The organism is Cellulosimicrobium cellulans, assembly GCF_006539945.1.
GTDB classification, from domain to species: Bacteria; Actinomycetota; Actinomycetes; order Actinomycetales; family Cellulomonadaceae; genus Cellulosimicrobium; species Cellulosimicrobium cellulans.
Map to the genome: position 1 here is coordinate 61,492 of NZ_BJNZ01000022.1, position 11,130 is coordinate 72,621.

General features: G+C 73.2%; 10 protein-coding genes. 6 read left to right on the plus strand and 4 right to left on the minus strand.

What is annotated here, in order from left to right; genetic code table 11:
* Positions 1 to 39: 39 nt before the first annotated feature.
* On the minus strand, positions 40 to 2,688 hold the full coding sequence (locus tag CCE02nite_RS15255) for an ATP-dependent DNA ligase (protein WP_141390482.1): 2,649 nt from the start codon (positions 2,686 to 2,688) through the stop codon (positions 40 to 42).
* A gap of 256 nt (positions 2,689 to 2,944) precedes the next feature.
* Between CCE02nite_RS15255 and CCE02nite_RS15260 the strand changes: the two genes are divergently transcribed.
* The gene (locus CCE02nite_RS15260) at positions 2,945 to 3,643 is read left to right on the plus strand and encodes a GTP pyrophosphokinase (protein ID WP_141390506.1); all 699 of its coding nucleotides are present in this window, start codon (positions 2,945 to 2,947) and stop codon (positions 3,641 to 3,643) included.
* Positions 3,644 to 3,691: 48 nt separating this feature from the next.
* On the opposite strand, the gene CCE02nite_RS15265 is transcribed toward CCE02nite_RS15260, so the two are convergent.
* Positions 3,692 to 4,498 (minus strand): ABC transporter permease, encoded by an 807-nt coding sequence (locus tag CCE02nite_RS15265; protein ID WP_141390484.1) that lies wholly within the window; start codon positions 4,496 to 4,498, stop codon positions 3,692 to 3,694.
* Positions 4,495 to 5,466, minus strand: a complete 972-nt coding sequence (locus CCE02nite_RS15270; protein ID WP_141390486.1) for an ABC transporter ATP-binding protein — start codon at positions 5,464 to 5,466, stop codon at positions 4,495 to 4,497. Before CCE02nite_RS15270 ends, CCE02nite_RS15265 begins: the two co-directional genes overlap by 4 nt.
* Positions 5,467 to 5,638: 172 nt before the next feature.
* On the opposite strand from CCE02nite_RS15270, the gene CCE02nite_RS15275 reads away from it, so the two are divergent.
* Positions 5,639 to 6,841 carry a sensor histidine kinase gene (locus CCE02nite_RS15275; RefSeq protein ID WP_141390488.1) on the plus strand — a complete coding sequence of 401 codons (1,203 nt, stop codon included), beginning with the start codon at positions 5,639 to 5,641 and terminating at the stop codon, positions 6,839 to 6,841.
* Positions 6,838 to 7,506 (plus strand): response regulator, encoded by a 669-nt coding sequence (locus tag CCE02nite_RS15280; RefSeq protein ID WP_141390490.1) that lies wholly within the window; start codon positions 6,838 to 6,840, stop codon positions 7,504 to 7,506. The genes CCE02nite_RS15275 and CCE02nite_RS15280 overlap by 4 nt, the downstream gene beginning before the upstream one ends.
* Positions 7,507 to 7,513: 7 nt before the next feature.
* On the opposite strand, the gene CCE02nite_RS15285 is transcribed toward CCE02nite_RS15280, so the two are convergent.
* The gene (locus tag CCE02nite_RS15285; RefSeq protein WP_141390492.1) at positions 7,514 to 7,816 is read right to left on the minus strand and encodes a DUF1905 domain-containing protein; all 303 of its coding nucleotides are present in this window, start codon (positions 7,814 to 7,816) and stop codon (positions 7,514 to 7,516) included.
* Positions 7,817 to 7,928: 112 nt separating this feature from the next.
* Here CCE02nite_RS15285 and ku point away from each other — a divergent pair, with 112 nt between their 5' ends.
* The 3 genes from ku (at position 7,929) to CCE02nite_RS15300 (ending at position 11,042) form a co-directional block, all read left to right on the plus strand.
* Complete coding sequence (gene ku, locus CCE02nite_RS15290) at positions 7,929 to 8,951, plus strand: non-homologous end joining protein Ku (protein WP_141390494.1); 1,023 nt, start codon at positions 7,929 to 7,931, stop codon at positions 8,949 to 8,951.
* A gap of 124 nt (positions 8,952 to 9,075) precedes the next feature.
* Positions 9,076 to 9,528, plus strand: a complete 453-nt coding sequence (locus tag CCE02nite_RS15295) for a VOC family protein (protein WP_141390496.1) — start codon at positions 9,076 to 9,078, stop codon at positions 9,526 to 9,528.
* 281 nt (positions 9,529 to 9,809) lie between these two features.
* On the plus strand, positions 9,810 to 11,042 hold the full coding sequence (locus CCE02nite_RS15300) for a hypothetical protein (protein ID WP_141390498.1): 1,233 nt from the start codon (positions 9,810 to 9,812) through the stop codon (positions 11,040 to 11,042).
* Positions 11,043 to 11,130: the final 88 nt, after the last annotated feature.

An 11,130-nucleotide genomic window follows, 5' to 3' on the forward strand; every position in this document is an offset into this window, starting at 1 on the left:
GCGGGCGAGGGCCGGCGTCAACGGTCCACCGGCGGTCCGTCAGCGGTCGAGCGTCGCGGGCTCCTCGCGCACGACGTCGGCCGGCGACTTGTCCCGCCGCCACCCCTTCCAGACGGGGTGCCGCAGCTTGCCGAACGGGACGTCGTCGCCCTCGCCCTCGCCGGGCCCCGTCCACTCGGCGTAGACGACCTCGGCGACCCGGCGCGGCGACACCCAGCGCGCGTCGCGCGCGTCCTCGCGGGGCACGCCGGTCGCGGGCGCCGTGGTGCGCTCGATCCGGCCGAGCTCGGCGACGAGGTCGCGCCGCTCCGCGTCCGTGAAGCCCGACCCGACGCGGCCCACGTAGACCAGCCGGTCGCCGTCGGGCACCGCGAGCAGGAGCGACCCGACGAGGTGCGTCCTGTCGCCGTGCCCCGGCCGCCACCCCACGACGACGACCTCCTGAGACTGCGCGTGCTTGAGCTTGAGCCACATCGCCGAGCGGCGGCCGGACGAGTAGGTGCCGTCGCGCCGCTTGGCGACGACGCCCTCCAGGCCGAGCCGCCTCGACGTCTCCAGCGCGGCGTCGAGGTCGCCGTCGAACGCCGGCGGCACGTGGACCGGGGCGCGCGCGTCGCCCAGCATGTCCTCCAGGACCTCGCGCCGCTCGTCGTACGGGCGCTTCGCCAAGGACCGTCCCGCCGTCTCCAGGACGTCGAACACCATGAGGTCGACGGAGACCTTCCGCCGTGCCGCGGCGACGTCCCCCGGCTTGGCGATGTTCGCGCGCTGCTGGAGGCGCCGGAAGCTCGGCCGCCCCCGCGCGTCGAGCGCGACGATCTCGCCGTCCAGCACGACCGGCAGCGCCTCGGCCGGGACCTGCTCGGCGAGCGCCTGGAGCTCCGGGTACGTCACCGTCATGTCCTTGCCCGAACGGCTCACGAGCCGCACCTGGCCGTGCGACACGTGCGCGAGGGCACGGAACCCGTCCCACTTCATCTCGAACGCCCACGCGTCGCCGTCGTGGAGGTCGCCCGCCGACGCGGGCGACGCGAGCATGGGCCGCCAGTCCGTCCGCGCGGGGGCGGGCTCGGCGTGATCGTGGTCGGGCTGGGTGGCGGGTGGGGCGCTCGCGCCGGGTCTACCGTCCGCGCCTCGTTCCTCGGCGCTCCCGCCAGACCCGCCACGACCCGGCGCGAGCGCCCCACCCGCCTTCTTCGTCTCACCACGCGGGGCCATGAGGTGGATGAGCCAGTTGGCTGTGTCGCGGCCGTCACGCCCGTCGCGGCCGCCCGTGTGGATGAGCGCGAGGCGGCGCGTGCCGTGCTGCTCGCCGTGGAGGGTGACGATGACCTCCTCGCCGTCGCGCCACTTCTCCAGCTCGTACGTGCCGGCGTCCCAGATGGTCACCTCGCCCGCCCCGTACTCGCCCTTCGGGATCGTGCCCTCGAACGCCCCGTACGCGAGCGGGTGGTCCTCGGTCTGGACGGCCAGGTGGTTCTTCTTCGGGTCGGTCGGCTCGCCTCGCGGCAGCGCCCAGCTCACGAGGACGCCGTCGTGCTCGAGCCGGAAGTCCCAGTGCAGGCGCCGGGCGTGGTGCTCCTGGATGACGAAGCTGTTGCCCTCGCTCGCCGGTGGTGCCTCGTCCGGGACGGGCTCGGGCGTCCGCGCGGCGTCGCGCATCGAGCGGTAGCGGTGCAGGCGGTCGGGCCGCTCGTCGTCCCCGGCCCCGGGGTCGTCCGCGCCGTCGTCGCCCGACGTCGCAGCGCCCTTGCGCTCGAAGGTCGCCATGCGCTCGGGCGTGGGCTCGAGCGCGGCGAGGTGGCCCAGCGTGAGTGCGGCCAGCGGGTCGCCGATCGTCCGCACGCGCTCGACGACCTCGTCGGCGTCGAGGTGGCGCAGGTCCGGGTCGTCGAGCTCCTCCCACGTGCGGGGCGCGGCGACGGTCGGGTGCTCGCGCCCGCGCAGGGAGTAGGGCGCGATGGTCGTCTTGTTGCCGTTGTTCTGGCTCCAGTCGACGAGCACCTTGCCGCCGCGGAGCGACTTCTTCATGTCGCTCACGACGAGGTCGGGGTGCTCGGCCTCGAGGTAGCGCGCGAGCTCGTGCGCGACGTCGGACACGGCCGCGGCGTCCTGCTTGCCGTCGAGCGCGGCGTACAGGTGGATGCCCTTGGACCCGCTCGTCACGGGCAGGGGGTCGAGCCCCATGCCCTGGAGGATCGTCCGGGCGAGGCGCGCGACCTCCGCGCACTCGGCCAGCCCGGCCCCCGGGCCGGGGTCGAGGTCGAGGACGAGCCGGTCGGGGTCGAGGTGGGCCCCGGTGCGGCCGAACCGCCACTGCGGGACGTGCAGCTCGAGCGATGCGGTCTGGCCGAGCCAGGTGAGCGTCGCCAGGTCGTCGACGAGCACGTAGTCGTTCGCGCTGCTCTTGTGCTGGATCCGGCGCGTGCGGACCCATGACGGCACGCCCTGGCCCGCGTTCTTCTGGAAGAAGACCTGACCCTCGACGCCGTCGGGCCAGCGCTTGCGCGTCGCGGGCCGGTGGGCGCAGTGGGGGAGCATGACGTCGGCGACGGCCGCGAGGTAGGCGAGGACGTCGGCCTTCGTCGTGCCGGTGGCGGGGTAGAGGACCTTGTCGAGGTTGGTGAGCCGCAGGCGGTGGCCACCGACGTTCACCGTCTCGCCCGCGCCGCGGCTCGATGTGGCCATGGGCCCATCGTGGCGCGCACGGGGCGGCGCCGCCCGCGGGAGGGACCCGCCGAGGGACCAAAGGCCCTGTCCACGGGACGTCGCGGGAACTTCCCGGCGTCCCCGACCGTGCACACTGGAAGAGGCGGCTGGACCATCCCGGGGAGGCCGCCGGGACGACGCAAGCACCGAGAGGACCACCGTGACGCACCTGACGACCGACGACGTACCGCTCCCCGCGGAGATCGGTCCGCGCGTCCGCGAGTTCCGGCGCCTGATGATGAACTACAAGTTCGGGATCGACGAGGTGATGACCAAGATCACCGTCCTGCGCGACGAGTTCCGGCACGTGCACGACGACAACCCGATCGAGCACCTCGGCTCGCGTCTGAAGTCGCTCGAGTCGATCGTGGCGAAGGCGCGGCGCAAGGGGATCCCGCTCACGCCCGAGGGCGTGCGGGAGAACATGTTCGACGTCGCGGGCGTGCGCGTGACGTGCGCGTTCGTCTCGGACATCTACCGGGTGCGGGACCTGCTCGTCGGTCAGCGCGACCTCACGGTGCTCGAGGAGCGCGACTACATCGCCCACCCCAAGGGCAACGGGTACAAGAGCCTGCACCTCATCGTCCAGGTGCCCGTGTTCCTGTCGGACCGCGTCGAGGACGTCGTGGTGGAGATCCAGCTCCGCACGATCGCCATGGACTTCTGGGCGAGCCTCGAGCACAAGATCTACTACAAGTACCAGCGGGACGTGCCGCAGCACCTCACCGACGCCCTCAAGCTCGCGGCCGACGTCGCCGCGACCCTCGACACGACCATGGAGCGCATCCACGACGAGGTCCGCGGCCTCGACGGCGTACCCGAGCCCACGGAGAACACCGACGAGCTCGCGACGCCGCGCGAGGTGATGGAGAGCTTCATGCGGACGGCGCAGGTCGCCGACGAGGCGTTCCACGAGCGCCGCCACGACGGCTGACGCCGCCCGAGCTGGGGGTCGGCGGCGCCGCCGGTCGGCGGCGCGGGCTCAGGTCCAGCGGAACCAGCGCGCCGCGACGACGGTGCCGACGACGACCGCACCACCGAGCGCGACGAGGTGTGCCGCCTCCACGGGCTGCCCCGCCCACGCGTCGCCGAGCGCCTGGACGGCGGCACCGAAGGGCAGCAGCTCCCCGACGCGCGCGACCGGCTCGGGGAGGTTCGACACGGCGCCGAACATGCCGCCCGTCGCCCCGAACGCGAAGAACGCGACGAGGCCGAGCGCGAGCGCGGCGTTCGGGGTCGGCGCGACAGCGGCCACGAGCATCCCCACCGCGTACATCGCCGCCGACGCCAGGACGAGCACGCCGAGCGCGACCCCGGGGGACGCGGGCAGTCGCGCGTCGAACGCGAGCGTCGCGACGACGAGGGCGAGCGCGACGCCCCCGGCGGTCTGGGCGATGCTCACCACGACCTGCGCGACGAGCACCATCGCGGGCGACGCGGGTGTCACGGAGAGGCGCTTGAGGACGCCGGACCGCCGGTAGTAGGCGAGGAAGCTCGGCATGTTGATGACGCCGATGATGCCGACGACGATCGCGAGCACGACCGGGATCACGAAGACGTCGAACGCCGTCCTTCCCCCCGAGCCCGGGAGGACCATCGTCGTGGCGTCGCTGACGCCGTACATGACGAGGATCAGCACGGGCATGCCGAACGGCATGACGAGCCCGGCGGTGTCGCGCGCGACCATGCGGGTCTCGGCGCCGACCAGGGCGGCCCACGCGCGCGGTCCGGGTCTGGTCGGTGCGCGCCGCCCGGACCGCGTCGTGACGGCGGGGACGGTGGTGGTCATGCTGCCTCCTCGGTCGGGGCGGTCGTCGCACGGGGACCGCCCGGCGGGTCGTCGGTGAGCGGGCGCCCCGTCAGCGCGAGGAACGCGTCGTCGAGCGTGGCGCGCTCGAGCCGGGTCTCCGTCGCGACGACGCCGGCCCGCACGAGCGCGGTGCTCACCTCCTGGAGCAGGTCGCCGTGCCCGGTCACCACGACCTGGTCCCCGCGGACCGCGACGTCGTCCACGCCGGGGACGAGGTCCAGGAGCGCGGGCGGCAACGGCCGCGCGACGCGGAAGCGCACGCGCTGGTCGAGCCCGGCACCCGCGACCAGACCGGCCGGGGTGTCGTGCGCGACGACGCGACCGCTCTCGAGGAGCGTCACGCGGTCGCACAGCCGCTCGACCTCCTCCATGAGGTGCGAGACGAGGAGCACGGTCGTGCCGCCGTCGCGCAGGTCCTCGACGACGCCCCAGACCTGCCGGCGCGCCTGCGGGTCGAGTCCCGTCGTGAGCTCGTCGAGGATCACGACGCGCGGGTCCCCGACGAGCGCGAGGACGATCGCGACCCGCTGCTGCTGGCCCCCCGAGAGCCGCTCATAGCGCACGTCGCGCTGCTCCTCGAGACCCAGGGCCGCGATCAGCTCGTCGGGGTTGCGGCCGGTCCCGTAGAACGTGCGGTAGAGGTGCGCGAGCTCGCGCACCGTCAGCGCGCCGTGCAGGAACCCCGACTGGAGCTGCACCCCCAGCACCTGGCGCACCGCGGCGCGGTCCGTGAACGGGTCGAGGCCGAGCACCCGCACGGACCCGTGGTCGGGCCTGCGCACGCCCGCGACCATCTCGACGGTCGTCGTCTTCCCGGCACCGTTCGGACCGAGGACGCCCAGGACCTCGCCCTCGGCGGCGACGAGGCTGACGTCGTCCACCGCCGTCGTCGTCCCGCCCTTGCGGCGGTAGCGCTTCGTGAGGTTCCGTGCGTCGACGGCGTCCATGTCGTCCTCCTGCTCGTCCGCGGTGTGCCGGTGACCGGGCGGGGAGGTCCCGCGCGGGTGCTCCCTCGACGCTAGGGAGCGGGGGGAGCGGGCCGCGCGTGCCGGTCGTCACCGACCCCGCCCATGACTTCCGGCACGTCGCGCGCGGGCGCCCGGTCCGTAGGGTGGAGGGATGCGACGGACCGACCCGGAGGTGTGGGCGGGCATCGCGATGCTCGTCGTCATCCTCGGCATCGGGGCGCTCGTCCCGATCGCCGCACCCGACGCCCTGACGGTCCCCGTCGTGGCCTGGCTCGCGGTGTTCGCCGCGTTCGTCCTGGTCACCGTGGGGATCGTCCTCGGGTCCGGTTTCGCGACGTCCCGCGCGCACACGCTGCTCGGCGCGCAGGTCGTGCTCGTCGCGACGCTCGTGCTCACGGCTCCCGGCGCGGGCTTTCTGCCGATCCTGCTCGTCGTCGTCGCAGCGCTGAGCGTGTACGTCGTCCCCGTACGCATCGCGGCCGCCGTCGTCGTCGTGAACACCGTCGTCGTGGGTGTCGCGGTCGGCGTGCGCGGCTCCGTCACCGACGCCCTGCTCACGGCGACGATCTACCTGCTGCTCCAGGTCGCGAGCGTCGGGTCGACCCTCGCGCTCCAGCGCGAGCGGCGCATGCGCGAGCAGCTCGCCGTCGCGCACGTCGAGCTGCGCGCCGCGGCCGTGCTGCGGGACGAGTCGACGCGCTCCGAGGAACGCCTGCGGATCGCGCGCGAGCTGCACGACGTGCTCGGCCACCAGCTCACCGTGCTCGCGCTCGAGCTCGAGACGGCGAGCCACCAGGACGGCGTGCGGGCCCACGAGCACGTGGTGCGGGCCAAGTGCGTCGCGCGCGAGCTGCTCGGCGACGTGCGGGCCACCGTCGGCGAGCTGCGGCGGCAGGCGCCGAGCCTGCAGGAGTCGCTCGGCTCGCTCGTCGAGCGGGTGACCGTCCCGCGCGTGCGGGTCGCCGTGGACGACGACGTCACGGTCGACGAGGAGCAGACGGTCGTGCTCGTGCGCGTGGTCCAGGAGGCGCTGACCAACGCGATCCGGCACGCCGAGGCGACCGCGCTCGACGTCACCGTCACCGCCGGGGAGGGCCGTGTGCGGCTCGTCGCGCAGGACGACGGGCGGGGCGCCGCCCGCGTGGAGCCGGGCAACGGGCTGCGCGGGATCGAGGAGCGGGTCCGCGCCGCCGGCGGGACCGTCCGCCTCGACGGTCGCAGCGGGTTCCGCGTCGAGGTCGAGCTCGCCCCCGAGCACCGGGCCGCCCTCGCCGAGCACCGCCGTGCCGAGGGAGACGCCCGGGAGGTCCCCCGCGGCGCCGTCCCGGTGCGCCCGACGGTGACGGGCGCATGAGCGACGCCGCGGTGCGCGTCCTGCTCGTCGACGACCAGACCCTCGTGCGGCAGGGGATCCGCAGCCTCCTCGAGCTCGCGCCCGACGTCGACGTCGTCGCCGAGGCCGAGGACGGGATGGCGGCGCTCGCGGCCGTGGGCGAGCACGCGCCCGACGTCGTGCTGCTCGACCTGCGCATGCCGCGCCACGACGGGATCTGGGCGCTCGAGGCGATGAGCGAGAGCGGGTACGACGTCCCCGTGCTCGTGCTCACGACGTTCGACGACGACGCGCTCGTGCTCCGCGCCCTGCGAGCCGGAGCCCGGGGGTACCTGCTCAAGGACGTGACGCTCGAGCAGCTCACGGGCGCCGTCCGCACGCTCGCCTCCGGCGGCACGCTGGTGCAGCCGACGATCACCGACCGTCTCCTGCGGGCGGTGCGGGCCGGGACCGTCCCCGCCGACGACCTGGACGACGGCGCAGGCCCGGTGCAGGAGCTGACCGACCGCGAGCTCGAGGTGCTCCGCCTCGTCGCGGCGGGGTTCTCCAACCGCGAGATCGCACACGCCCTCTTCCTGGCCGAGGGGACCGTGAAGAACCACGTGTCGACCGTGCTGCTCAAGCTGGGGACGCGCGACCGCACGCGCGCGGTCCTGCGCGCGCTGCACGTCGGCCTGCTCGGCTGACGCCCCGTCAGAGCAGGGTCTCGACGCCGATCCTCACCCGGTCGCCGACGTCGACGCCCTCGGCGCGCCGCACCGCGGCCTTGATGGGCACGACGAACGTCTTGCGCTGCGCGTCGGGGAACACCGACGTCGACCAGCGTTGCGCCCCGAGCGTCACCTCGACCTTGACGGAGCCGAACCCCGCGGGCGGGAGCGGCAGCTCCGCGATCTCGTCGCTCACGTCCTCCGGCAGCGCGGCGAACACCCAGCTGTCGGTGCGCGCCTCCCACCGCCACAGCTCTGCCTCGAACTCGAACCTCGTCCCCGCCACCCGACCATGGTGCCGCGAGCCACCCACACGCGCGGCGTCGTCGGGCCGTGTGCGGGCGCACCGCGCGCCGCCACCCCTCGCGGACGGGCGCGCGGGGCGCCACCATGGACGGATGAGGGCCATCTGGAAGGGCGCCATCACGTTCGGTCTCGTCAACGTCCCCGTCAAGGTGTACTCCGCGACGGAGGACCACGACGTGCCGCTGCACCAGGTCCACGACAAGGACGGCGGACGCATCCGCTACCGGCGCGTGTGCGAGATCGACGGCGAGGTCGTGCCCTACGAGCACATCGACAAGGCGTACGACGACGGCGAGCGCACGGTCGTGCTCACGAGCGAGGACTTCTCCGCGCTCCCCGCCGAGCGCAGCCGGGAGATCGAGGTCGTCGAGTTCGTGCCGAGCGAGCAGATCGACCCGCTGCTGCTCGACCGCAGCTACTACCTGGAGCCCGACTCGAAGTCCAACAAGGCGTACGTGCTCATGCGGCGCACGCTCGAGGAGACCGACCGCACCGCGATCGTGAAGTTCGCGCTGCGCCAGCGCACACGGCTCGCGGCGATGCGCGTGCGCGACGACGTGCTCGTGCTCCAGACGCTGCTCTGGGCCGACGAGGTGCGCGAGGCCGCGTTCCCGTCGCTCGACGACGAGGCGAAGGTGACCGACAAGGAGCTCGCCATGTCGGCACAGCTCGTCGCGAGCTTCGAGGCCGACTTCACGCCCGAGGAGTACGAGGACGACTACCAGGCGCAGCTCCGCCAGCTCATCGAGGCCAAGCTCGAGCAGGGCGACGCGCTCGACACCGCCGAGACCTTCGGCGAGCAGCCCGAGGAGGGCGAGGGCGCCGAGGTGATCGACCTCATGGAGGCCCTGCGCAAGTCGGTCGCGTCGTCCAAGAGCAGCCGCACGAGCGGGTCGGGGTCGTCCGGCGGGTCGACGGCGAAGGGCGGCTCGGGGCGCAAGGCCGCCTCGTCGTCGGGCAAGAGCTCCTCGGGCTCCCGGGCGAAGAGCACGGGGACCAAGGACGAGGGTTCGAAGCCCGCCGCCAAGAAGACCTCGAGCCGCTCGTCGTCGTCCAAGGAGAAGACGACGTCGAAGACGACGGCGAGGACAACGCGCAAGAAGGCGTCCGCCTAGGGGTCGAGACCCTGCTGCCGGGCGTCATCCCGCGCCGTGCGGTGAGTTCGGGGGCCGGCGCGCGTCGGAACGGTGAGGACGGCCGCCCGGCCGCCCGTGAGACCTGTGACGAACGGAGACGACGATGCGCGCGATCGTGCCGAGCCTGTGGTTCGACGGCAACCTCGAGGAGGCCATCACCTTCTACTCGAGCGTCTTTCCCGACGCGAAGGTCGGCGACGTGTTCCGCCAGCCCGACGGGACGGCGGTGTCGGCCGACTTCGAGCTCGCCGGGCACCGGTTCGCGGCCATCAACGGCGGCCCGCAGTTCCCGTTCACCGAGGCGGTGTCGTTCGTCGTCGAGTGCGAGTCGCAGGACGAGGTCGACGAGTACTGGGCCGCGCTCACCGACGGCGGCCAGGAGTCGCAGTGCGGCTGGCTCAAGGACCGGTTCGGGCTGTCGTGGCAGGTGGTCCCCGTCGAGTTCCTCGCGATGCTGCAGGACCCGGATCCCGCCCGCGTCCAGCGCGTCGTCGACGTGATGATGACGCAGGCCAAGCTCGACCTCGGTCCGCTGCGCGTGGCCTACGACGGCTGAGACGCTCTCTCGTGGGTGCGACCCGCGGTCGAGACGGCGTCCGTCTCGCCCGGATACACGACTTTCCTGAGTGATGCCTGGGTGGTGTATGTTCTGCCGCGCGTGACATGAATCACGGATGCGTCATTGATGTCGCTTTGTCCGTCGGAGGCCACGCATCAGGTGGTCTCGACGGTTCGTTGGCAGGACGGTGACGCATGTCCGGGAACGGGCAGGGATACTTCTCGCGCGCTCTGAGCATCACGGCGAGGCCATGGTGTCCCGACCGAGCACGGCGGGTCGTGGCGCTCGGAGTCGTCGGCGCGCTGCTCGCGACCGTCGCCTCGGCGGCGACGATCGACCTCGATCCGGGGGCCGCAGAGGCCGCCGGGACGACAGGCCCTGGTCCGAGCGGAACATGCGAGGCCGGGGCCCCGACGTTCGAGGAGGCCGCTGCTCTCGCGGAGGAGTGCGGCCATGACGTCGAGTGGACCGGGGGACGCTCTGAGTTCGAGACGTCGTTCGCGACGCCCGAGGGGTATGTCCGCTGGGACACCAGCACGGGGGCGGTCCGCGCGCAGGCGGACGACGGGACGTGGGGTGACATCGACACCACGATCGCCGCTGAACCGGAGGACGGGCGCCTGGTGGTCGCGGCGCCTGCCTATCCGATGTCTTTCAGCGACGGCACTCCCGGCGAGCCGCTCGCGCGGATCGAGCGGGACGGGCACGTGCTCGAGCTCGACGCCCCGTTCGACCTCACCGAGCCCGAGATCCGCGAGGGCAAGGTCGTCTACCCGGGAGTGCTGGGGGACGACGGCATCTCGCTCGTCGTCTCGGTCGACGACGACGGCACGGGCTTCCGGGAGGTCATCCAGGTCGACACCCCCGAGGCGGCGGCGAACCCCGCGCTCGCCGAGCTGACGTTCCCGGTCGAGGTCTCGGCCGGGCTCGAGCTCGTGGCCGGCGACGACGGCCACGAAGTGGTCCAGCCGTCGACCGGGAGCACGATCTTCCGGTCACCTGTGCCCCATGCCTGGGACTCGTCCGGTGACGCCCTGCTCAGCGGGGCGGAGGACGAGGCGTCGGCAGGGAGCGGGTCGCGCAGCTCCTCGTCGGCTGGCGGTGCGGTCGCCGCGCGGGGTAGCGCAGCGTCCGACGCACCGCTGGTGGTCGACCGCACGGTGGCACCGGCCGAGGGCGACACGGTCGTCCCGCTCGCGACGACGCTCTCCGCGGACGGCGCAGCGCTCACGATCACCCCGGACGAGGAGCTCCTGTCAGGAGTCGCAGAGACGACCTGGCCGGTGTACATCGACCCGAGCTGGACCGGGAGCCTGCAGGGTTGGGCGTACGTGCAGTCAGGTTGGCCGACCACGGTGCACTGGAAGCCGACCGACGAGACGTTGCGCGCGGGCCTCTGCCCGGGCACCGGTTGCAACGGGTCGGGTGTCAACCGGTCTGAACCGTCACGGGTTTCGTGCCGTCTTCATGCTGGCTGCGGCTCCGGGTGGAGGGCAGTGGTTGCAGCGTAGTGGGCTGCTTCGGCCTCGGCCGGGGTGAGCATCGCGAGGGGGGAGTGCAGTCGGCGGTGGTTCCACCAGTCGACCCAGGCCATGGTCG